Origin of the sequence: Cricetibacter osteomyelitidis (assembly GCF_004340985.1) — a bacterium.
Lineage (GTDB): Bacteria > Pseudomonadota > Gammaproteobacteria > Enterobacterales > Pasteurellaceae > Cricetibacter > Cricetibacter osteomyelitidis.
Window position 1 is genome coordinate 1 of record NZ_SLYB01000006.1, and the last position, 21,713, is coordinate 21,713.

At 40.0% G+C, this 21,713-nt stretch carries 20 protein-coding genes; 9 read left to right on the forward strand and 11 right to left on the reverse strand.

The window, feature by feature from the left end:
• On the forward strand, positions 1-285 hold a 285-nt coding region (locus EDC44_RS03940; RefSeq protein WP_207896705.1), incomplete at its 5' end, for a transposase.
• Positions 286-408: 123 nt separating this feature from the next.
• Here the strand turns inward: EDC44_RS03940 and mfd are convergent.
• From mfd to EDC44_RS03980, 7 genes are all read right to left on the reverse strand, one after another.
• The gene (gene mfd / locus EDC44_RS03945) at positions 409-3,849 is read right to left on the reverse strand and encodes a transcription-repair coupling factor (protein WP_131975617.1); all 3,441 of its coding nucleotides are present in this window, start codon (positions 3,847-3,849) and stop codon (positions 409-411) included.
• A 3-nt stretch (positions 3,850-3,852) separates the two neighbouring features.
• A complete protein-coding gene (locus tag EDC44_RS03950; protein ID WP_131975619.1) occupies positions 3,853-4,326 on the reverse strand; it encodes a GNAT family N-acetyltransferase in 474 nt (157 codons plus the stop codon).
• On the reverse strand, positions 4,326-4,592 hold the full coding sequence (locus EDC44_RS03955) for a type II toxin-antitoxin system TacA family antitoxin (RefSeq protein WP_131975621.1): 267 nt from the start codon (positions 4,590-4,592) through the stop codon (positions 4,326-4,328). The genes EDC44_RS03950 and EDC44_RS03955 overlap by 1 nt, the downstream gene beginning before the upstream one ends.
• A 309-nt stretch (positions 4,593-4,901) precedes the next feature.
• Positions 4,902-5,975 carry a porin gene (locus EDC44_RS03965; RefSeq protein ID WP_131975625.1) on the reverse strand — a complete coding sequence of 358 codons (1,074 nt, stop codon included), beginning with the start codon at positions 5,973-5,975 and terminating at the stop codon, positions 4,902-4,904.
• 254 nt (positions 5,976-6,229) lie between these two features.
• A complete protein-coding gene (locus EDC44_RS03970; RefSeq protein WP_131975627.1) occupies positions 6,230-7,303 on the reverse strand; it encodes a porin in 1,074 nt (357 codons plus the stop codon).
• A 243-nt stretch (positions 7,304-7,546) separates the two neighbouring features.
• On the reverse strand, positions 7,547-8,614 hold the full coding sequence (locus EDC44_RS03975; protein WP_131975629.1) for a porin: 1,068 nt from the start codon (positions 8,612-8,614) through the stop codon (positions 7,547-7,549).
• Positions 8,615-8,865: 251 nt separating this feature from the next.
• Positions 8,866-9,936 (reverse strand): porin, encoded by a 1,071-nt coding sequence (locus EDC44_RS03980; RefSeq protein ID WP_131975631.1) that lies wholly within the window; start codon positions 9,934-9,936, stop codon positions 8,866-8,868.
• 397 nt (positions 9,937-10,333) lie between these two features.
• Between EDC44_RS03980 and rppH the strand changes: the two genes are divergently transcribed.
• The 5 genes from rppH (at position 10,334) to trxA (ending at position 13,972) form a co-directional block, all read left to right on the forward strand.
• Complete coding sequence (gene rppH / locus EDC44_RS03985) at positions 10,334-10,942, forward strand: RNA pyrophosphohydrolase (protein WP_131975633.1); 609 nt, start codon at positions 10,334-10,336, stop codon at positions 10,940-10,942.
• A 14-nt stretch (positions 10,943-10,956) separates the two neighbouring features.
• Complete coding sequence (locus EDC44_RS03990; RefSeq protein ID WP_131975635.1) at positions 10,957-11,748, forward strand: sulfite exporter TauE/SafE family protein; 792 nt, start codon at positions 10,957-10,959, stop codon at positions 11,746-11,748.
• A gap of 55 nt (positions 11,749-11,803) precedes the next feature.
• Positions 11,804-12,613, forward strand: coding sequence for a prolipoprotein diacylglyceryl transferase (gene lgt, locus EDC44_RS03995; protein ID WP_131975637.1), 810 nt, complete (start codon positions 11,804-11,806; stop codon positions 12,611-12,613).
• 9 nt (positions 12,614-12,622) lie between these two features.
• Positions 12,623-13,474 carry a thymidylate synthase gene (locus EDC44_RS04000; RefSeq protein ID WP_131975639.1) on the forward strand — a complete coding sequence of 284 codons (852 nt, stop codon included), beginning with the start codon at positions 12,623-12,625 and terminating at the stop codon, positions 13,472-13,474.
• A 138-nt stretch (positions 13,475-13,612) separates the two neighbouring features.
• Positions 13,613-13,972, forward strand: a complete 360-nt coding sequence (trxA, locus tag EDC44_RS04005) for a thioredoxin (protein ID WP_341538949.1) — start codon at positions 13,613-13,615, stop codon at positions 13,970-13,972.
• A gap of 57 nt (positions 13,973-14,029) precedes the next feature.
• Here trxA and EDC44_RS04010 read toward each other — a convergent pair whose 3' ends face one another.
• Positions 14,030-14,890 (reverse strand): phosphoribosylaminoimidazolesuccinocarboxamide synthase, encoded by an 861-nt coding sequence (locus tag EDC44_RS04010; protein WP_131975643.1) that lies wholly within the window; start codon positions 14,888-14,890, stop codon positions 14,030-14,032.
• A 96-nt stretch (positions 14,891-14,986) separates the two neighbouring features.
• The gene (locus EDC44_RS04015; RefSeq protein ID WP_131975645.1) at positions 14,987-17,647 is read right to left on the reverse strand and encodes a GDYXXLXY domain-containing protein; all 2,661 of its coding nucleotides are present in this window, start codon (positions 17,645-17,647) and stop codon (positions 14,987-14,989) included.
• 131 nt (positions 17,648-17,778) lie between these two features.
• Here EDC44_RS04015 and cmoB point away from each other — a divergent pair, with 131 nt between their 5' ends.
• From cmoB to bamJ, 3 genes are read left to right on the forward strand one after another with little or no spacing between them, the layout of a single operon-like run.
• Positions 17,779-18,744 (forward strand): tRNA 5-methoxyuridine(34)/uridine 5-oxyacetic acid(34) synthase CmoB, encoded by a 966-nt coding sequence (gene cmoB, locus EDC44_RS04020; protein WP_131975647.1) that lies wholly within the window; start codon positions 17,779-17,781, stop codon positions 18,742-18,744.
• A gap of 56 nt (positions 18,745-18,800) precedes the next feature.
• On the forward strand, positions 18,801-19,673 hold the full coding sequence (gene asd / locus EDC44_RS04025; RefSeq protein ID WP_131975649.1) for an archaetidylserine decarboxylase: 873 nt from the start codon (positions 18,801-18,803) through the stop codon (positions 19,671-19,673).
• Positions 19,674-19,684: 11 nt separating this feature from the next.
• On the forward strand, positions 19,685-20,317 hold the full coding sequence (bamJ, locus tag EDC44_RS04030) for a BamJ family beta-barrel-assembly machinery protein (protein ID WP_131975651.1): 633 nt from the start codon (positions 19,685-19,687) through the stop codon (positions 20,315-20,317).
• 100 nt (positions 20,318-20,417) lie between these two features.
• Here bamJ and EDC44_RS04035 read toward each other — a convergent pair whose 3' ends face one another.
• Together EDC44_RS04035 and EDC44_RS04040 are read right to left on the reverse strand one after the other, a co-directional pair.
• Positions 20,418-21,182 carry a M48 family metallopeptidase gene (locus EDC44_RS04035; RefSeq protein WP_131975653.1) on the reverse strand — a complete coding sequence of 255 codons (765 nt, stop codon included), beginning with the start codon at positions 21,180-21,182 and terminating at the stop codon, positions 20,418-20,420.
• A 30-nt stretch (positions 21,183-21,212) separates the two neighbouring features.
• Positions 21,213-21,647: a GNAT family N-acetyltransferase gene (locus tag EDC44_RS04040; protein WP_131975655.1), complete on the reverse strand. Its 435-nt coding sequence runs from the start codon at positions 21,645-21,647 to the stop codon at positions 21,213-21,215.
• Positions 21,648-21,713: the final 66 nt, after the last annotated feature.

Sequence of the window (21,713 nt, forward strand, 5' to 3'; positions counted from 1 at the left end):
AACGCAGTGAGAGTATCGGAGCAAGGCAAAAAACTTTACAAACGCCGAGCGGAAACAGTAGAACGCAGTTTTGCCGATGCAAAACAACATCACGGTCACCGTTATGCCCGTTATAGAGGACTATCTAAAGTTCAAATGCAATGCTTCCTTGCAGCCGTGGCACAAAATATCAAGAAAATCGCCCTGGTGGTATGGGCTTTTTTATACTGTTTATGGCTCAAATTATGTACGTCTAGAGTATTTGCAAAAAAATCAGGGAAAATGACTGCTTGTGTGGTTATCTGAAAGGGAATATCAAGAGAAAGGTGAAAAAACTAAAAAATAAACCCTCTTTTATCAAATTGCTTTGAAAAAGTGGGTTTGTCAGTAGTCTGCCCGTCTATGTATCACATAGACGGTTTACGCTTTTTACGTTAGTTCTATCACCAAATTCTCCACAAATTCCAACCGCTCTTTGTAGCTGGTAAAGGTTTTATTAAAGCGGAATTTTGTCGGTCCGTCGAATTTGTAGATTTGCGGTTCGCTGCGGATAAGCTGAATAAATTTCACCGGATCCACATCCGTATTCGGGGCAAATTCTATAAAACCACCTTGAGCGGTGGAGTCGATACGTAACACTTTAAGCGGTTTGGCAATTAAGCGGAGTTCGGCAATTTTCAATAAATTGTTTGCCGCTTCCGGTAAGCTGCCGAAACGATCAATCAGCTCGACTTTCAATTCATCCAAGGCTTGTTTATTGTCACTACCTGCAATACGTTTGTAGAAAGATAACCGCATATTCACATCGCCGAGATAATCTTCCGGTAATAACGCAGGGATTCGCAGATCAATTTCCAATTGATGGTTTTGCGTGAGTTCTTCCAAACTTGGCTCACGCCCTTCTTTCAACGCCTCTACCGCACTTTCCAATAAATCCATATAAAGAGAAAAACCGATGCTTTCGATTTGTCCGCTTTGTTCCGAACCGAGCAATTCACCGGCTCCGCGAATTTCCAAATCATGTGTGGCAAGCACAAAACCGGCACCTAGATTATCCAAACTTTCCAAGGCTTCCAAGCGTTTTACCGCATCTTTGGTCATGGCTTTCGGGTGCGGAGTCAGCAAATAAGCATAAGCCTGATGATGGGAACGCCCCACTCGGCCGCGTAATTGATGCAGTTGGGCCAAACCGAAATGATCCGCCCGTTCGATAATAATGGTGTTTGCCGTCGGCACGTCGATACCGGTTTCGATAATGGTGGAACAGACCAGCACATTAAAACGCTGATGATAAAAATCCGACATCACTCGCTCTAATTCCCGCTCCCGCATTTGACCGTGACCGATAGTCACGCGGGCTTCCGGCACAAGTGCGGTAAGTTTTTCCGCACAATTTTCAATACTCGCCACATCGTTATGCAGATAATAAACCTGCCCGCCCCGCAGAATTTCCCGCAGAATGGCTTCACGGATAATCACATCATCCGCTTGCCGCACGAAAGTTTTAATGGTCAAACGACGAGCCGGCGGCGTAGAAATAATGGATAAATCCCGAATGCCGTTCATCGCCATATTCAATGTTCTCGGAATCGGCGTTGCCGTCAGCGTCAAAATATCTACATTGGCTCGCAGCTGTTTGATTTTCTCTTTTTGCCGCACGCCGAAACGGTGTTCCTCATCAATAATCAGCAGACCTAAATCATTAAATTGCACATCGGATTGAATCAGCTTGTGCGTACCGATCACAATATCCGCTTTGCCGTCCGTGAGATCCTGCAAAATTTGCTTTTGTTCTTTGCTCGTTTTAAAACGGGACAACACTTCCACACTTACCGGCAAATTAGCGAAACGATCTTTAAAATTTTCATAATGCTGTTGAGCCAATAAGGTAGTCGGCACCAATACCGCTACCTGTTTGTTATTCATCACCGCTAAAAATGCCGCCCGCATTGCGACTTCCGTTTTGCCAAAGCCCACATCGCCGCACACCAAGCGATCCATTGCTTTGGCTTGGCACATATCGGCAATCACCGCATTAATCGCCATTTCCTGATCGAATGTTTCCTCAAAAGGGAAAGTGGCGGCGAATTTTTGCATTTCATCGCGATCATATTGGAAAGCAAAGCCTTTTTTCACTTCCCGTTGAGCATAAATATCCAATAATTCCGCCGCCACATCGCGGATTTTTTCTGCCGCTTTTTGGCGGGAACGCACCCACGCCTCACTGCCTAATTTGTGCAATGGTGCGGTTTCATCCGCACCGCCCACATAACGGCTAATTAAATGCAGAGATGATACCGGCACATAGAGTTTGGCATCGTTGGCATAGCCAAGCAGCAAATATTCAGCAGTAATCCCACCGTTTTCAATGGTCACTAAGCCGCCGTAACGCCCTACGCCATGCTCTAAATGCACCACAGCCTGACCGATTTTTAATTCCGCTAAATTACGAATCAGAGTATCCGGATTAACGGATTTGCGTTTATCCCGGCTGCGTTGTTGCACCCGTTCACCAAGCAGCTCCGTTTCGCAAATAATTGCCAATTTCCGCCCTTCGCCCTGTATGATAAAACCATGGTCTAGCCCACTGATAAGCAACCCGGTTTTTTGTGCCGTCGGCATTGATAAACTACTGATTTGCTGCGGTTTTAATTTTAACGGCTTTAACAAATCCAGTAAGGTTTCCCGCCGCCCTTCGCTTTCTACGGAAAAAATAATCTGTCCGTCAAAATGTTCTATAAATTGACGTAACAAATGCAACGGTTCTTTTTGCTGTGCCTGAATCATCAATTCCGGTAAGGATTCCACCGTTAGATTTTGCTGCCGTGCCGATGTGCGGACTTTTTCCGTTTTTAAGGTGATACGGGGATAATTTTTTAAAGTGCGGTTGATTTCGTCGATTTTTAGCCATAGTTGCGACGGAGCCAGTAAAGGCCGCATAGGATCCACTTTGCGACTTTCAAAACGGCTTTCCGCATCGCTGTAAAAACGTTCCGCCTGTTCGTTATTATGTTCAAAATCAATAATTAAACTTTTTTCCGGCAGATAATCAAACAAGGTAGCCATTTGTTCAAAAAACAGCGGCTGCCAATATTCAATCCCGGCGACCAGCGTGCCTTTGCTTACTTGTTGATAAATATGTTCCGGATCGCGGCGGATTTCGCCAAAGGTATCACGGAATCGACTGCGGAAAAATTCAATGCCTTTTTCATCTGTGGGAAATTCATTGGCGGGCAATAAATTGATTTGTGGAATTTCATCAAGACTGCGTTGGCTGTCCACATCAAAAGTGCGGATAGAATCAATTTCATCATCAAAAAAATCTAAGCGAAAAGGCACCGCACTTCCCATAGGAAACAGATCCAATAACGCTCCCCGCACGGCATATTCGCCGTGTTCTAATACTTGTTCCACCGCCCGATAACCGGCATTTTCCAGTTGCAGTCGCATTTTTTCGATACGCAGCATATCACCTTTTTTTATCAGCAGCACATTATTTGCCAAAAATGACGGCGGACACAGGCGTTGCATTAAGGTGGTAATCGGTAAAATCAATATGCCCTGTTTGGTGTTTTGCACATAATACAAGGCACTCAAACGAGCGGATATAATATCTTGATGCGGTGAAAAATTATCATAAGGTAAAGTTTCCCAATCGGGAAAAAAACTCACCGGAAGTGCGGTCCGTTCTGATAAAATTTTTTCCAAACGCACCGCACTTCGGGTGTCGTTGGTGACAATCACGGTCAAACCTTTGTTTTGATTTGCAATTTCCGCTAAAGCTAAAGATTCCGATCCGTTGATTACGTTGGCAAGAATTTTATGATCTTGCGGTTGAGTTGGAATGTTGAGATTAAAGTAGGTGTTCATTGATTATAGTTTTAGTAGCAATATCATAGGATCAATCGGAGATGACCGGAATCCATAGTATAAATAAAATTGTTTTGCCCGCTCATTTAATGCGTGAACCAATAATGCTCTGGCGCCGATATGTTCACTTACATTTCCAGCCCGTATAATTGCATCTTTTAGTAAACCAACGCCCATATGTCGCCCCTGCATAGAATAGTCAACCGCTAATCGAGCCAACACAATAACGGGAATAGGGTTCGGCATATTACGGCGAATATTACTTGTTGCGATTTCGTGGCTTACCGAACCGGAAGCAAGAGCATAATAACCCAGCGCTCTATTATGTTCATCACATATAACAAAAGTACGGCTTGCTTTGCTTTTTTGATTTTTCAATGCCTGATTCTTTAACCAAGAATTCAAGCTCAGTTCTGTACAATCAAAATCGGCAATATAGTGAATATCCGATAATAAACAAAGATTAAATTCCGGCATTATTCTTGTTCCCAAGGTGCTTTTTTCGCAAATAACCGCTCTAAACCCGGATTATACTGAGCAGGCTCTTCTAAAATTTGTAAAAATTGATTGTATTGTTCTTCACTCACAGAAAAAACCGTGCGATCTAAAATCACATTTTGTGCTTCCTTACAAGCCACTTCCAACATAAAATCAGAACGGGTTTTTCCTAACAATGCCGCAGCTTGATCGATAAGATCGCGTTGACTTGGCAGTGCTCTTAAATTGATTGGTGCGCTTCTCATTATTTATCCTTTATCCTTTATCCTTTATCCTTTATCCTTTATCCTTTATCCTTTATCCTTTATCCTTTATCCTTTATCCTTTATCCTTTATCCTTTATCCTTTATCCTTTATCCTTTATCCTTTATCCTTTATCCTTTATCCTTTATCCTTTATCCTTTATCCTTTATCCTTTATCCTTTATCCTTTATCCTTTATCCTGAAATACACATCAGATATACAAATAATAATTTAGATAAATAATTAAGTCAACTCAAAACACATAAAAAAACCCGACCAAAGGCCGGGTTTTATATATAATCTAACTGAAATTAGAAATGTACACGTAAGCCAACACCGAAGACATTGTCTTTTTCAGTTTCACCTATTAGTGCATCTTTAGTACGTTGATGAGCATATTCGATATAAGGCACTACATTTTTATGTAATTTATAATCGATACCTGCTGTATATTGGTTTATAATTTCAGTTGTATAAGCTAAAGAATCATATTTAGTATCAAGACGTTCCCATTGAACATATAAACGTGACTCAGGTACTACACGATATCCCGCATCTAAAAGGATATAATTATGTTTTTTATCCCTAACAACTGAATAAGCGGCTAAAGAATTACCGAATTCTTCTGCTGATCTTACATAACTTACAGCAATATCGAATGGTCCGTATACATAACCTAAATGAGCACCCCAATCTGATTTTTTAGATCCTGTGTCACTGCCATGACCTTCCCGACGGTCTTCGGTATAAAGTAATGCCGCATTGAATGATTGCATATCATCAATATCAAGATTATAGAATGCTACTGCGCCGAAACCATTTTTATAATCTCCAGAAGTCACCTTATTATAACTTTTATCTGCATCACCAAATAAATAATCCAAACCGAAGCTAAAACCGTTCCATTCTGCCGAACGGAATTTCACGGATTTATCACTGCGGGTTGTTAACGGACTTAATGCAGCACTGTTATAATATGCTGAATCTTGTAAGAAATCATCCGCATTAGTCAATTGACGACCAAAGCTTAAGGCACCAACATCCTGATGTTTGAAACCTAAGTACAATTCACGCGTTGTCGGATCACCCCAACCACTCTTAGAACCTTGTTGTGCTGTTTTAGCTGATTCTGCTTCAAAACGAAGTTGATAACCGCCAAACGCAGAGAAACCGTTACCTAAATCATGTGAAGCTCTAAAAATAAGACGTGAACCGTCATTTTTTAAATCTCCGCGTTGATCATCGCCAACACGACCTAAGAACATACGAACAGAACCACCTAATTCTACTTTAGTTCCTTCTTGTTCATACACTGTTATAAGTGCGTTTGCAGAACTTGTTGCTGCCATTGCTGCAACCGCTAATGCTACTAATGTCTTTTTCATAGTTTAATCCCTCTGGTGATTAAATATATTAATTATTAGATAAATTAGATTGAACTTACTTTAAAATAAAGTGTCCACCCGACGTGATAATCTCAAAAGATTATGACAGTGTCAAATAAAAATATACTTAAACATGTAGAAAATCTGATACAGATCACATAATCACACTATATTTTGCTTAAAATTAAATCACAACATATAAAAAAACCCGACTAAAGGCCGGGTTTTATATTTTATGTGTAATCTAACTGAAATTAGAAATGTACACGTAAGCCAACACCGAAGACATTGTCTTTTTCAATTTCACCTATTATTGCATATTTAGTACGTTGGTGAGCATATTCAATATAAGGCACTACATTTTTATGTAATTTATAATCGATACCTGCTGTATATTGGTTTGTAATTTTGCTTGTATAAGGTAAATAATCATATTTAGTATCAAGACGTTCCCATTGAACATATAAACGTGATTCAGGTACCACACGATATCCTGCATCTAAAAGGATATAATTATGTTTTTTATCCCTAAAAACTGAATAAGCGGCTAAAGAATTACCAAATTCTTCTGCTGATCTTACATAACTTACAGCAATATCGAACGGTCCGTATACATAACCTAAATGAGCACCCCAATCCGATTTTTTGGCTCCGGTATCACTGCCATAACCTTCCTTATGGTCTTCGGTATAAAGTAATGCCGCATTGAATGATTGCATGTCATCAATATCAAGATTATAGAATGCTACTGCACCGAAACCATTTTTATAATTTCCATAAGCCGCCTTATTATAACTTTTATCTGCATCACCAAATAAATAATCCAAACCGAAACTAAAACCGTTCCATTCTGCCGAACGGAATTTCACGGATTTATCACTGCGGGTTGTTAACGGACTTAACGAAGCACTAGTATAATATGCCGCATCTTGTAAGAAATCATCCGCATTAGTCAATTGACGACCAAAACTTAAGGCACCAACATCCTGATGTTTGAAACCTAAGTACAATTCACGTGTTGTCGGATCACCCCAACCACTATCAGAACCACGTTGTGCTGGTTTAGCTGATTCTGCTTCAAAACGAAGTTGATAACCGCCAAACGCAGAGAAACCGTTACCTAAATCATGTGAAGCTCTAAAAATAAGACGTGAACCGTCATTTTTTAAATCTCCGCGTTGATCATCGCCAACACGGCCTAAGAACATACGAAGAGAACCACCTAATTCTACTTTAGTTCCTTCTTGTTCATACACTGTTATAAGCGCGTTTGCAGAACTTGTCGCTGCCATTGCCGCAACCGCTAATGCTACTAATGTCTTTTTCATAGTTTAATCCCTAGGTGATTAAATATATTAATTATTAGATTGAACTTACTTTAAAATAAAGTGTCCGCCCGACGTGATAATCTCAGAAGATTATGACAGTGTCAAATAAAAATATACTTAAATATATAGAAAATCTGATACAGATCACATAATCACACTATATTTTGCTTAAAATTAAATCACAACATATAAAAAACCCGACTAAAGGCCGGGTTTTATATTTTATGTGTAATCTAACTGAAATTAGAAATGTACACGTAAGCCAACACCGAAGATATTGTCTTTTTCAGTTTTACCTGTTCTTCTCTCATTAATAGTACGTTGGTGAGCATATTCGATATAAGGAACTACATTTTTATGTAATTTATAATCAATACCTGCTGTATATTGGTTTTTAATTTCGGTTATATCCCAAGAATCAAATTTAGTATCAAGACGTTCCCATTGAACATATAAACGTGACTCAGGTACTACACGATATCCTGCATCTAAAAGGATATAATTATGCTTTTCATCCCCATCAGCCCAAGAAGCTAAAGAATTACCGAATTCTACTGTTGATCTTACATAACTTACAGCAATATCGAATGGTCCGTATACATAACCTAAATGAGCACCCCAATCTGATTTTTTGGATCCGGTATCACTGCCATAACCTTCATAACGGTCTTCGGTATAAAGTAATGCTGCATTGAATGATTGCATGTCATCAATATCAAGATTATAGAATGCTACTGCACCGAAACCATTTTTATAATTGTCACGCCCCCTGTCATAACTTTTATCCGGATCACCAAATAAATAATCTAAACCAAAGCTAAAACCGTTCCATTCTGCCGAACGGAATTTCACGGATTTATCACTGCGGGTTGTTAACGGACTTAACGCAGCACTGTTATAATATGCTGAATCTTGTAAGAAATCATCCGCATTAGTCAATTGACGACCAAAGCTTAAGGCACCAACATCCTGATGTTTGAAACCTAAGTACAATTCACGCGTTGTCGGATCACCCCAACTACTATCAGAACCATGTTGTGCTGTTTTAGCTGATGTTTCTTCAAAACGAAGTTGATAACCGCCAAACGCAGAGAAACCGTTACCTAAATCATGTGAAGCTCTAAAGATAAGACGTGAACCGTCATTTTTTAAATCTCCGCGTTGATCATCGCCAACACGACCTAAGAACATACGAACAGAACCGCCTAATTCTACTTTAGTTCCTTCTTGTTCATACACTGTTATAAGTGCGTTTGCCGAACTTGTTGCTGCCATTGCCGCAATCGCTAATGCTATTAATGTCTTTTTCATAGTTTAATCCCTAAATGATTAAATATATTAATTATTAGATTAATCAGATTGAACTTACTTTAAAATAAAGTGTCCGCCCGACGCGATAATCTCAGAAGATCATGGCAGTGTCAAATAAAAATATACTTAAATATATAGAAAATCTGATACAGATCACATAATTACATTATTTTTGCTTAAAATTAAATCACAACATATAAAAAACCCGACTAAAGGCCGGGTTTTTTATTTTATGTATAATCTAACTGAAATTAGAAATGTACACGTAAGCCAACACCGAAGACATTGTCTTTTTCAATTTCACCTACTGCATCTTTAGTACGTTGGTGAGCATATTCGATATAAGGAACTACATTTTTATGTAATTTATAATCGATACCTGCTGTATATTGGTTTGTAACTTCGTTGAATGTGCGGGCAGAATCATATTTAGTATCAAGACGTTCCCATTGAACATATAAACGTGACTCAGGTACAACACGATATCCCGCATCTAAAAGGATATAATTACGTTTTAAATCTCCATTATCAGCCCAAGAAGCTAAAGAATTGCGGAATTCTTCTGTTGATTTTACATAACTTACAGCAATATCGAACGGTCCGTATACATAACCTAAATGAGCCCCCCAATCAGATTTTTTGGCTCCGGTATCACTGCCATAACCTTCCCGATGGTCTTCGGTATAAAGTAATGCCGCATTGAATGATTGCATATCATCAATATCAAGATTATAGAATGCTACCGCACCAAAACCATTTTTATAATTTCTTCTAGGAACTTTGCCATAACTTTTATCCGGATCACCAAATAAATAATCTAAACCGAAGCTAAAACCGTTCCATTCTGCCGAACGGAATTTTACGGATTTATCACTGCGGGTTGTTAACGGACTTAACGCAGCACTGGTGTAATATGCTGAATCTTGTAAGAAATCATCCGCATTAGTCAATTGACGACCAAAGCTTAAGGCACCAACATCCTGATGTTTGAAACCTAAGTACAATTCACGCGTTGTCGGATCACCCCAACCACTCTTAGAACCATGTTGTGCTGTTTTAGCTGATTCTGATTCAAAACGAAGTTGATAACCGCCAAACGCAGAGAAACCATTACCTAAATCATGTGAAGCTCTAAAGATAAGACGTGAACCGTCATTTTTTAAATCTCCGCGTTGATCATCGCCAACACGGCCTAAGAACATACGAACAGAACCGCCTAATTCTACTTTAGTTCCTTCTTGTTCATACACTGTTATAAGTGCGTTTGCCGAACTTGTTGCTGCCATTGCCGCAACCGCTAATGCTATTAATGTCTTTTTCATAGTTTAATCCCTAGATGATTAAATATATTAATTATTAGATTAATTAGATTGAACTTACTTTAAAATAAAGTGTCCGCCCGACGCGATGATCTCAGAAGATCATGGCAGTGTCAAATAAAAATATACTTAAATATATAGAAAATCTGATACAGATCACATAATTACATTATTTTTAATTAAAACACCTAAGATAACAAAACAGAAATGAAGTTTATTTTCATTTTAATCTCAACCACCTCAATCTTTCAAAATGAAAATAACTACTGCTAAAAATAATATCAATGAATATTCTTTATTTACGCAATAAATTATGCATAATCGATTGTTAAAACCCGCGTATTATGGAACAATAGCCAGTTATTATATAAAAATTTTAAAAAATTTAAGGTGAGCGATAGTGATCGATTGCGATGGCTACCGTCCGAATGTGGGTATCGTGATTTGTAACCGTAGCGGACAGGTACTCTGGGCGAAAAGATATGGACAAAACTCGTGGCAGTTTCCACAAGGGGGGATCAATGAGCACGAATCTCCCGAGCAGGCAATGTATCGTGAGTTATATGAGGAAGTCGGTTTAGAGCCGGAAGATGTGCGTATCTTATATTCTTCCAAACAGTGGCTTAAATACAAATTGCCAAAACGTTTGTTACGTTATGATTCAAAACCCATGTGTATCGGGCAAAAGCAACGTTGGTTTTTATTGCAGCTTGTTTCTGACGAACGAAATATCAATATGCAGCGTTCCAAAACGCCGGAGTTTGACGGTTGGCGTTGGGTGAGTTTTTGGTATCCTGTGCGGCAAGTGATTTCTTTTAAGCGGGATGTGTATCGCAAAGCATTAAAAGAATTTAGCCTGTTATTATTTAATGCCGAAAAAACATTCATTCCGGTCAATAAAAAAGAAAACAAGAAAACGGAAATAAAAAAAGAAAAATTTTCGGATGCAAAAAAACCGAACAATACATTCCGTAAATCCCACAAAAAACGTGGATATTATAAAAAATAAGGATAACTTACTTTATGCTGATTTTTTTTCTAACCTGCCTGTTAGTCGGTTCCGTCGTCGGCATTTTGGCCGGGTTATTCGGCATTGGCGGCGGTTTGGTGATTGTTCCTGTTTTGGTCTATTTACTGCCGCAAATCGGTGTTCCTGAAACTTTGCTGATGTCCACCGCACTTGGTAGTTCTTTTGCTACTATTGTTATTACGGGATTCTCATCTGCCCAACAACACCACCGTTTAGGCAATATTGTGTGGTCGGCAGTCAAAATTCTGGCGCCTGTGATTATGCTTTCAACCTTTATTTCAGGTCAATTTATCAGCCGTTTGCCCCACTATATTATGAGTAAAGTATTTGCTTGTTTGGTGGTGTATTTGGCATTGAAAATGATTATTTCCATCAAAACCAAACCAAGCGGTAAAACACTTACCCCCACTGCGTCTGCGGTAGGTGGTGTGTTAATCGGTATGGCATCCAGTGCGGCAGGTATCGGCGGCGGCGGTTTTATCGTGCCGTTTTTAAACAGCCGCGGGATTGAAATACGAAAAGCCATCGGTTCATCCGCATTTTGCGGTGCATTACTCGGTATTGCCGGTTGCTTAAGTTTTATTGTTAGCGGTTGGAATGTAGCCGAAATGCCGCCATATTCTCTCGGTTATGTGTATTTACCCGCAGTGGTGGGAATTACTCTGACATCATTTTTTACATCTAAAGTTGGTGCGACACTCACAACAAAACTACCTGTGCCGGTGTTGAAAAAAGCCTTTGCGGTATTTTTACTTTTTGTAGCATTCAATATGTTTTTTAAATAAATATAGTTAGACTTTCTTTCGTGCGGGAGAAAGTTTTTATAAAACAAGGAAAATAATGAACGAAAATTTTTTGCAATTCCCTAATATCGATCCTGTGGTTTTCAGTATCGGACCTATCAGCCTGCATTGGTACGGCGTGATGTATTTGCTCGGCTTTGGATTCGCTTATTGGCTGGGTTCCCGTCGCATAAAAAAATCCAACGGAGCCTGGAATAACGAGCAGTTTGATCAGCTTCTCTTTAACTGCTTTGCCGGTGTAATTTTAGGTGGGCGTATTGGCGATGTATTTTTCTATAATATCGATAAATTCCTGCAAGACCCGCTCTATTTATTCCGCATCTGGGAAGGGGGAATGTCTTTCCACGGCGGCTTAATCGGTGTGATTGTGGCAATGATTTGGACATCATACCGCCAAAAACGCAATTTCTGGCAAACCGCTGATTTTATCGCTCCCCTTGTGCCATTTGGTTTAGGTATGGGACGAATCGGTAATTTTATCAACGGCGAACTCTGGGGGCGTGTAACTTACGATGTGCCTTGGGCAATGGTTTTTCCCCACGCAGGTCCGGAACCCCGCCACCCATCACAGCTTTATGAAGCCTTTTTAGAGGGTTTTGTATTATTGTTGATTTTAAACTGGTTTATCCGCAAATCCCGTCCGTTAGGAGCGGTTTCCGGCTTGTTCTTAATCGGTTACGGTGTATTCCGTTTCTTAGTGGAATATGTGCGGGAAATAGATCCAGGTGTAAACACCGCAACAGATCTGATTACCCGCGGTCAAATACTTTGTTTACCAATGATTATCGGCGGTGTGCTGATTATGCTATGGGCATACAATAAAAAGAAAAGTGCGGTACAAAAATAAGGAATTTTTATGAAACAATATCTCAATCTTTGCCAAAATATTATTGAAAAAGGTACTTGGGTGGCGAATGAACGCACAGGAAAACGCTGTTTAACTCTGATTAACGCGGATTTGGAATATGATGTCGCAAATAACGAATTTCCGCTTATTACCACCCGTAAAAGTTTCTGGAAAGCGGCCATCGCAGAATTTTTAGGTTATATCCGCGGCTATGATAATGCCGCCGATTTCCGCAAACTCGGTGCCAAAACGTGGGATGCTAATGCCAACGAAAACGCAGCCTGGCTTGCGAACCCGCACCGCAAAGGTACGGATGATATGGGGCGTGTATATGGTGTGCAGGGTCGTTCTTGGCGTAAACCGAACGGCGAAACGCTCGATCAATTACGCAAAATCGTGGATGATCTCAAACGCAGCGTCGATGATCGCGGCGAAATTTTAACATTCTATAATCCGGGCGAATTTGATTTAGGCTGTTTGCGTCCTTGCATGCACACGCACACATTCTCTTTAGTGGGCAATACTTTATATCTAACCAGCTATCAACGTTCTTGCGATGTGCCTTTAGGGTTAAACTTCAACCAAGTGCAAGTATTTACATTTTTAGCCTTAATGGCTCAAATCACCGGTCATAAACCGGGCAAAGCCTATCATAAAATTGTAAATGCCCATATTTATGAAGATCAGTTGGAATTAATGCGTGATGTGCAATTAAAACGCGAACCGTTTCCGTCACCAACACTGGAAATCAATCCGGATATTAAAACCTTGGAAGATTTAGAAACCTGGGTCACGATGGATGATTTTAATGTAGTGGGCTATCAATGCCACGAAGCGATTAAATATCCGTTCTCCGTTTAATTGCAATGATAGTCCGTAGCTATTAGATAAAAATAAATATTAAAATCAAATAATTAATTTTTTAGTGATGATATATAACGAAATGTTTTATGATTACCGCTTGAAATTAAGCCGAGATAACATTATCTTAACAACACTATATTTTGTACAAACAGTAAAACAAAGGAAAAAAGAATGAGTGAAGTATTACATATCACTGATGCAACATTTGAAAAAGATGTATTACACGCAGACACACCTGTATTAGTAGATTTATGGGCACCTTGGTGTGGTCCGTGCCGTATGGTAGCACCAATTTTAGATGATTTATCCGTAGAATTAGACGGCAAAGTAAAAATAGCAAAAATTAATATCGACGAAAACCAACAAACTCCGGCACAATTCGGTGTGCGTAGCATCCCGACATTATTACTTTTCAAAGAAGGTAAATTAGTGGCTACGCAAGTGGGTGCGTTACCGAAAAACCAATTAGCCGCGTTTATTGAGAAAAATATCTAATTATCTGATTGATTATTATTCGATAAAAAATCCCGGTTCAATGAGCCGGGATTTTTGTTATTTCGTCAATAAGTCCAAGGCTTCTTGATATTTTGCCACGGTTTTCTCAATGACATTGGCTGGCACTTTCGGTGCCGGGGGCTGTTTGTTCCAACCGCTGTTTTCTAGCCAGTCGCGAACGAATTGTTTGTCAAATGACGGCGGATTGATGCCTTCTTGATAGGTATCCACAGACCAGAAACGGCTGGAATCCGGAGTTAATACTTCATCCATTAAGGTTAATGTGCCGTTTTCATCTAAACCGAATTCAAATTTTGTATCACAGATAATAATGCCTTTGGTCAGTGCATATTCTGCCGCTGCGGTATAAAGTGTGGTAGCTTTTTCTTTCACTTGTGCCGCTAATTCTTTACCGATCAATCGTTCACATTCTGCGTAGCTGATATTGATATCGTGATCGCCCACTTCCGCTTTGCTGGACGGAGTGAAAATCGGTTCTGGCAATTTGCTTGCTTCCACTAAGCCTGCCGGTAATTGCAAACCGCAGATTGTGCCGGTTTTATTGTAATCTTTTAAACCGCTGCCGGTAAGATAACCGCGAACAATAGATTCAATTTTAATCGGAGTTAAGCGTTTGCACACCACCGCACGATTTTTCACCGCCTCGGCCTCCGCTTGCGGCAACACATCAAACACTGTTTCACCGGTAAAATGGTTCGGCATAATGTGTGCCAATTTATTGAACCAAAAGTTTGAAATTTGAGTAAGAATTTCGCCTTTACGCGGAATAGGATCATCTAAAATCACATCAAATGCGGACAAACGATCCGTTGCCACCATTAGCATACGTTTGTCATCGATTTCATACAAATCACGCACTTTACCGGAATAAATTTTTTTTAAGCTGAGTTGTGTCATTTGGGTTCACCTTTAATTATTAAAATTTCGCGGAATTATACCGCACTTTATAAGCAAACGTTTGCGATTTTTTTGTTGTAATGCTGAATTTTTTGATTACAACGGTTTTAATTGTTCATCCAACAACCGCAATAACAAGGCTTTACCGTCTTTAAAGCGATATTCGCCATATTGGGCTTTGCTGTAATAATCGGCTTTGCCTTCTGCAAAGAAATATTGCTGCCCCGGAATATGCATACGGTAATCGCGGTATTTTGCTACTAGATAGATGTCTTCCGTACAGCCGTTAAAATCCTGTGGTTTGTGGTAAGTCATCCGGCACAGCTCGTTCACACCGTTTTCATCGGCTTTTAGTAACAAATAATATTCATCGGCAGCCTGTTCCTTTGTACCGTATTCCGGGAATATATTTTTCAGTGTATTTTCTGCTTCCTGTTCTTGCCGTTCTAATTCTTTGGCGATTTCTCTCTCTTGTCCTGCTTGAGATTCATCATTCAGTGTGGCATCAATGCCTACAACAACAGAAGTCGGAATGTGGCCGTTGTGCAAACGCTCTGCCGTCATCAGCATATCATAATTCAATTCCATATAATCACCCTGCATTAATGAACGGGGATCCACGGGTGCCAGTTTTAAGATAATCGGTTTGCCGTTATTTAACACATTTTCATTATCCACTACGGCATAATTGGCAATACCCAAAGCGGCGAATACTGTGGCTAACACCGCAATTGTCACGCTATTCCAGCTTGGAGTAGTAAAAAGTGCGGTGGATTTTATCGTAGAATTTTCATTCTTTCTTTCCAATAATTTATACACGGTCAGCGTCAATAAAAAGAATACGGACATCACAAGCAATAACAAGGATTTATACAACAGCGGAATACCCAACCAGTAGTAATACAGCGCTAATGCAAAAAGCATATAAATCGTAATAACTGCAAACAGCATACGGCTGTACAGTGCATACGCAATCAATAATAAGCCGAATAAAGTAATAATATAGCCTGATGCAATAAACACCGCACTGAATAACGCTATCGGAATTAAAAATAACCAACGATATTTGAGTTTACTACTTATAAACAGATAAACAACCGTTGGGATAAACATGAGTGATACTACGATCACAAATGATACATTCCACTCTCTTTCCATGAATACATTGTTGGTCAACACATTAAAAAGTGCGGTAAAAGAATCTACCGTTTTCGTTTCTCCGTTACCGATGTATAACGCATACTCGCACATATAGACGAATGTACGGGTAACACTAATCAATTGATAAATCACCGCCCCCCATAAAACAGTGCTGAATTTCACCGCACTTTCCGGTTTTCTGTAACAATAAACCGCTAAAGCAAAGGTGGCTACATAAACTGCATCACGCAGATAATTGGTAATTAAAATCCCATTGATGGATAGCCCGCTTTCGCCATCCCAAAATGAAAAATCAAAATAAAGGTGCTCTAAATAATAAAAAAGTGAAAATAACGCCAAACTGACACATACCACTCGTAACCAATGTACGACAAATAAAACATAACACAGCACGCTAAGCCCCGTCAGTGCCAAGAAATAACCGCTATTACGGTAAAATTCCTGTTGAATAAAAGCATAGGTGACTGCCAGCAACAGGCCGAATAAAATCAGCATTTCATCCATATAATGACGGTTTGAACTGCTGAAATAACGAACACTGCCTGCGGCTAAAAAGATCAAGGAAACCACTAAAACCGGTGTTTCGCTACCCGCTGAGATAGAAAGAAAAACGAGAAAAAATCCAATGGCTAAAGTTGCCAGAATAAAGGCAAGTCCATAAATGGAGAAGGACAATTTACTGTCAGGATGATTTTTCACAAACCATTTTTTCAGCCATTCGCCGCCGATAATGGCAGCAACAAAGGTAAATATCGCCACGACTAAAAACACACTGTAGGAATCTGCATACATTGATGAGAGTGCATTATTGATAATCCAACCGTCAATGGTGATAATGCCGTAAATATAGACAATAACCATCAATCCAATATCCGGCCGTTTTTTCCAATACATAAAAAACAACAGCACGGCACAGAGTGCGTTGAAAAAATAGCCTAACGACATTGCACCGTTTTCCACATCAAATACATCATGGTCTGAGGCAAAGGTTGCGGCAAAAAAGGCAAAGAACGCAAACAATATCACCAATAATTTCGGCAACACCCGCCATTTATCTTGGAAAAGATGAATTTTCCATTCCACTAAACAAAGCAGCAATATATTAAATAACGCCGATAACGCCAAGGTATCGCTGGATAACGCATTGAGTTCTTTATGCAAATATAAAGATAAAACGGTATTTGCCGTGACAATCCATAGCAGTCCGTTTGCTGCATTAGGTAATACCAGCAATAACGGCAGTTGCAGTAATGACCATAAGGCAAATAACTGCCAAGGATCGGCACCGGTTTGGTAGATTTGCCCGATAAGCGCAAAGAGTACGCCGATTAATACAGCGGAAATAAACAGTCCCGATTTACTTTTGAAATGAGACACGCTCTGCCGCACTTCCCGCCAATAGAAAAACAATGAAACCACCGTAATCAGCACAAATAAGCCCTGAGCGGCATAAATTTTTTGGAACCTGGACAGATAATCCCAGTTAGCCGCAATAAAGGTCACGATACCACTGACAAATAACCCCGTTCCTAATAAGGAAAATAATAAAACTAAATATTGTTGCCAAGATAATCCGAATAAAAGCCGTTGATTCATTTGTTTATTTCCTTGCTTCAATATAAAAACTTGTCACATCATAGCGGATCACGTCATAAAAAGTAAACAACTGCTTGATTCCAAGCGGTTTATAGGCATAATAGAGCGGAATTTTATGAATAGGTTTATTTATGATTGATTTTCGTCCTTTTTATCAACAAATTGCCACCGGTGAATTGTCTCACTGGTTGGAAACACTGCCTTTGCAATTAAAGCAATGGGAAAAGCAAACTCACGGCGATTATGCCAAATGGGCAAAAATCGTGGATTTTCTACCGTACTTAGAAATTGCCGAGCTGAATTTAAAAAGTGCGGTTAAATCTGAAGGAATTTCACCGCTTAGCAACGGCGAACGCCAACGCATTGTGTATCATCTCAAACAGTTAATGCCGTGGCGTAAAGGGCCTTATCATCTGCACGGCGTACATATTGATTGCGAATGGCGTTCAGATTTCAAATGGGATCGTGTGCTGCCCCATTTGGCGGATTTAAAAGGCCGTACCATTTTAGATGTGGGCTGCGGTAGCGGTTATCATATGTGGCGAATGGTGGGCTGTGGTGCTAAAACCGTGGTAGGTATTGATCCGACCGAACTATTCTTATGCCAGTTTGAAGCGGTGCGGAAATTATTAGGCAATGATCGTCGGGCAAATTTAATTCCGCTCGGCATTGAAGCCATGCAGCCGTTGGAAGCCTTTGATACGGTGTTTTCAATGGGCGTGTTGTATCATCGTAAATCGCCGTTGGATCATTTAACTCAGTTGAAAAATCAGTTGGTGAAAGGCGGCGAATTAGTGCTGGAAACCTTAGTGATCGACGGTAACGTGAACGATGTGTTAGTGCCTGCCGACCGCTATGCCAAAATGAAAAACGTATATTTTATTCCGTCCGTGCCGGCATTGATTAATTGGTTGGAAAAATGCGGTTTCCGCAATGTACGTTGTGTGGATGTAGAAATCACATCATTGCAAGAGCAACGTAAAACCGAGTGGCTGGACAATGAAAGTCTGATCGATTTTTTAGATCCGCAAGATCACAGCAAAACCATTGAAGGTCATCCCGCACCGAAAAGAGCAGTAATTTTGGCGAATAAATAGAAATGTTAGTATAAAACTTGCTATAATCCACTTTCTTTCAACATCTAGGAAAAAGAATGAAACACAGTTTATCTTATTGGCAACGTATTAAAATCGCTTTTCAATATGTGATGCCACAACTTTATCTCACCCGGCTCGCCGGTTGGTTTGCAAACCGCAAATGGGGTTCCGTGACACATTTTATGATTAAAATGTTCGCTAAAAAATATAACGTGGATATGAGTGAAGCGGAAAGACCGGACTTCAATCAATACGCCAGCTTTAACGAATTTTTTATCCGCGAATTAAAACAAGATGCCCGCAAATTTGACGAAAATCCTACCGCACTTGGTCTGCCGGCAGACGGACGCATCAGCCAATGCGGTGAACTTGACGATAACTTATTATTGCAAGCCAAAGGTCATTTTTACAGCTTGAACGATCTTCTGGCGGAAGATAACGAATTGGTGAACACCTTTAGAAATGGGACGTTCGCCACCACATACTTATCACCGAGAGATTATCATCGCGTACATATGCCGTGCGACGGCACATTGCGTAAAATGATTTACGTACCGGGCGATTTATTTTCCGTCAATCCATTCTTAAATACCAACGTACCAAATTTATTGGCCCGCAATGAACGGGTGATTTGCCTGTTTGATACGGCATTCGGCCCGATGGTACAAATTTTAGTGGGAGCCACCATTACGGCAAGTATCCGTACCGCTTGGGCGGGCGTGATTAATCCGCCGCGGGGAACCGAAGTGAAAACCTGGACTTATGAAGGCGATGCGGCAGTGAAACTTGCCAAAGGACAAGAAATGGGGGCGTTTTTATTAGGCTCTACAGTAATTAATTTATTCCCGCACAATGCGGTGACATTAAATGCAGAGCTTGCGGTTGATGTGCCGGTGAAAGTGGGAGGGCTTTTAGCAACTCAAAAATAATAGGAAAAACAATGACAAAACAATTCTTTGAACAAGTTTCTTTAGACGATGTTTCAGCTAAAGGCAGCTACGGTATCGGTTTGCAAATCGGTCAACAATTATTAGAAAGTCACTTAGATGTACGTGTAGAAGCGGTAGCAAAAGGGATCTATGATGTAATTAATCAAAATGCGCCGGCATTGGATTTAAACGAAGTGACCAAATCTTTACAACAACTTCAACAAGAAGCACAAGAAACGGCAATGGCACAATTTAAACAAATTGAAGAAGACGGCAAAGCCTACTTAGAAGCAAACAAAGCAAAAGACGGCATTATCGTGACTGATTCCGGTTTGCAATATGAAGTGCTAGTGCAAGGCGAAGGCAAAGTGCCGATTCGCACTGACACTGTTCGTGTTCACTACACGGGTTCCCTTACCGATGGTACGGTATTCGACAGTTCTGTAACGCGCGGTCAACCGGCAGAATTTCCGGTCACCGGCGTTATTGCAGGCTGGGTTGAAGCATTGCAATTAATGCCTGTGGGTTCAAAATGGCGTTTAACCATTCCACATAATCTTGCTTACGGCGAACGCGGTGCAGGTGCTTCAATTCCCCCATTCAGCACATTAGTGTTTGAAGTGGAATTATTGGATATCGTTTAATATCTCATAAGGTGGACATTTTGTTCACCTTTTTATTTATCTTTTTTCTACAATATTAAAGACTTTAAAGAACAATTCACTAATGCTATTCAACTAAATTTTAATTCTTTTTACTCGCTTGATATACCTTCATCGCTTCCGGTAATAAACGTTGCAAATTTGCTTGGCGATCAGCGTTGTTTGGGTGAGTGGAAAATAAGGTTGCAGCACCGGATATATCACCGGAAACTGCGGTCATTTTTTTCCACATATTCGGTGCAACGGACGGATCATAACCGGATTCTGCCATCAGCATTAAACCGATCTCGTCAGCCTGAGTTTCATGACTGCGGGAATACGGATTGGTCACTGCCAAACTTGCCGTCGTGCCAAGTAAACCGCCGTCATTAACTCCGACCGCAGCCAACCCCACCTGACCTAATGCAACGCCGATATTTGTCAATATACCTACGTTACGTTGAGCTTTCCCGTGTTCCAATAACGCATGAGCCATTTCATGTCCCATAACCACAGCGATTTCATTATCACTTAATTTTAATTTATTCACCAAACCGGTATAAAAAACCATTTTACCGCCCGGCATCGCCCAAGCATTCAATTCTTTGGATTTAATCACGTTAATCTCCCAATTGAATTTCACACCGGTGTGATTGGCTTTATTGGCATAAGGTACCATTTGATTAAACACTTTTTTCACTCGTTTTGCCGTATTGGATGTAGTATCCAATGCACCTTGTGCCTGTACTTTATTAATTGCCTGACGATAACTTACTGCGGCTTCCTGATTAATGGAAGCGGAATCCGCACAAGCATTTAATAACATTGCCGCCGCAAAAACAACGGATAATTTTTTAATGAATTTCATAGCACCTTCCTAAAGATAACAGTTATATGATCATAAACTTAATTCAAAAATATGTTTATTGGGATTTAATTTAAAACCTTTCTCTTCCCAAATATCCCGATTTTGCCGTTTATACTCCACCACCAAACGGTTAGACTGAGTAAAACAAACAAACTCTTTAGCTTTCTCAATCAATGCGGTATAAATTTCCGTTGAATTATTCACGTTTTTAACAAAAATATCCGTCAATTGCCAATAACGTTGTAACTGCAATGATGACAGTCGCGGATAAAGCTGTACAAATCCCACCGCACTATTATCGGCATCGGTAGCAATAAAAATCATGCTTTCACTAAAACGAATACGATTACTGAGAAAAGCAAAAGCGCGATCGGGATTTTCGCTCATTCCGTTGGCTAAACGATATTCTTCAAATAGCGGTAGAAGAAGCTCCAAATTCCATTGTTCTGCTTTAAAAATTTTCATAGGTTCATGCCGGCTAACAATAGCTTTTAGTTAATTTATAATCAATTTATACAGTAAATTGTATCT

Bases quoted from the DNA above. Each gene is read 5' to 3' on its own strand.
- mfd (WP_131975617.1), bottom strand. From the start codon at position 3,849: ATGAACACCTACTTTAATCTCAACATTCCAACTCAACCGCAAGATCAT.
- EDC44_RS03950 (WP_131975619.1), bottom strand. From the start codon at position 4,326: ATGCCGGAATTTAATCTTTGTTTATTATCGGATATTCACTATATTGCC.
- EDC44_RS03955 (WP_131975621.1), bottom strand. From the start codon at position 4,592: ATGAGAAGCGCACCAATCAATTTAAGAGCACTGCCAAGTCAACGCGAT.
- EDC44_RS03965 (WP_131975625.1), bottom strand. From the start codon at position 5,975: ATGAAAAAGACATTAGTAGCATTAGCGGTTGCAGCAATGGCAGCAACA.
- EDC44_RS03970 (WP_131975627.1), bottom strand. From the start codon at position 7,303: ATGAAAAAGACATTAGTAGCATTAGCGGTTGCGGCAATGGCAGCGACA.
- EDC44_RS03975 (WP_131975629.1), bottom strand. From the start codon at position 8,614: ATGAAAAAGACATTAATAGCATTAGCGATTGCGGCAATGGCAGCAACA.
- EDC44_RS03980 (WP_131975631.1), bottom strand. From the start codon at position 9,936: ATGAAAAAGACATTAATAGCATTAGCGGTTGCGGCAATGGCAGCAACA.
- EDC44_RS03990 (WP_131975635.1), top strand. From the start codon at position 10,957: ATGCTGATTTTTTTTCTAACCTGCCTGTTAGTCGGTTCCGTCGTCGGC.
- lgt (WP_131975637.1), top strand. From the start codon at position 11,804: ATGAACGAAAATTTTTTGCAATTCCCTAATATCGATCCTGTGGTTTTC.
- EDC44_RS04000 (WP_131975639.1), top strand. From the start codon at position 12,623: ATGAAACAATATCTCAATCTTTGCCAAAATATTATTGAAAAAGGTACT.
- EDC44_RS04010 (WP_131975643.1), bottom strand. From the start codon at position 14,890: ATGACACAACTCAGCTTAAAAAAAATTTATTCCGGTAAAGTGCGTGAT.
- EDC44_RS04015 (WP_131975645.1), bottom strand. From the start codon at position 17,647: ATGAATCAACGGCTTTTATTCGGATTATCTTGGCAACAATATTTAGTT.
- cmoB (WP_131975647.1), top strand. From the start codon at position 17,779: ATGATTGATTTTCGTCCTTTTTATCAACAAATTGCCACCGGTGAATTG.
- asd (WP_131975649.1), top strand. From the start codon at position 18,801: ATGAAACACAGTTTATCTTATTGGCAACGTATTAAAATCGCTTTTCAA.
- bamJ (WP_131975651.1), top strand. From the start codon at position 19,685: ATGACAAAACAATTCTTTGAACAAGTTTCTTTAGACGATGTTTCAGCT.
- EDC44_RS04035 (WP_131975653.1), bottom strand. From the start codon at position 21,182: ATGAAATTCATTAAAAAATTATCCGTTGTTTTTGCGGCGGCAATGTTA.
- EDC44_RS04040 (WP_131975655.1), bottom strand. From the start codon at position 21,647: ATGAAAATTTTTAAAGCAGAACAATGGAATTTGGAGCTTCTTCTACCG.